This window comes from Colwellia sp. MB3u-4 (genome assembly GCF_014077065.1).
GTDB lineage: Bacteria > Pseudomonadota > Gammaproteobacteria > Enterobacterales > Alteromonadaceae > Cognaticolwellia.
Genome location: NZ_JACGVE010000032.1, coordinates 1 through 443 on the forward strand (window position 1 = coordinate 1; position 443 = coordinate 443).

1 protein-coding gene is annotated in these 443 nt (G+C 45.8%); it reads left to right on the forward strand.

The genetic code is table 11. The annotated features are described in order from the left end of the window. Positions 1-443: putative Ig domain-containing protein (locus tag H4J61_RS00265; RefSeq protein ID WP_182182637.1), on the forward strand; the 443-nt coding region annotated here is incomplete at both ends.

Consider the following 443-nt stretch of genomic DNA (forward strand, 5'->3'; position numbering starts at 1 on the left):
GATACCCAAAGCTTTAGTATTAACATTAAACCTAGCTGGGCAACGTTTAGCACAATAACCGGTAGCTTAACGGGCACACCGACTAATGATGATATTGGTACCACCTCAGGTATTGTCATCAGTGTTGCCGATGCTGCGAATGCAACAGTAAGTTTAGCGGCCTTTACTATCACAGTGTCAAACACCAACGATGCGCCGGTAATAACAGGTACGCCAGCCACAACGGTGGCTGAAGATGCCATTTATAGCTTTACCCCAACAGTTTCTGATGTTGATGCAGGTGATACCCAAAGCTTTAGTATTAACATTAAACCTAGCTGGGCAACGTTTAATGCGACAACTGGTACGTTAACCGGCACACCAGTTCAAGCCGATATAGGTACCACCTCAGGTATTATCATCAGTGTTGCCGATGCTGCGAATGCAACAGTAAGCTTAGCGGC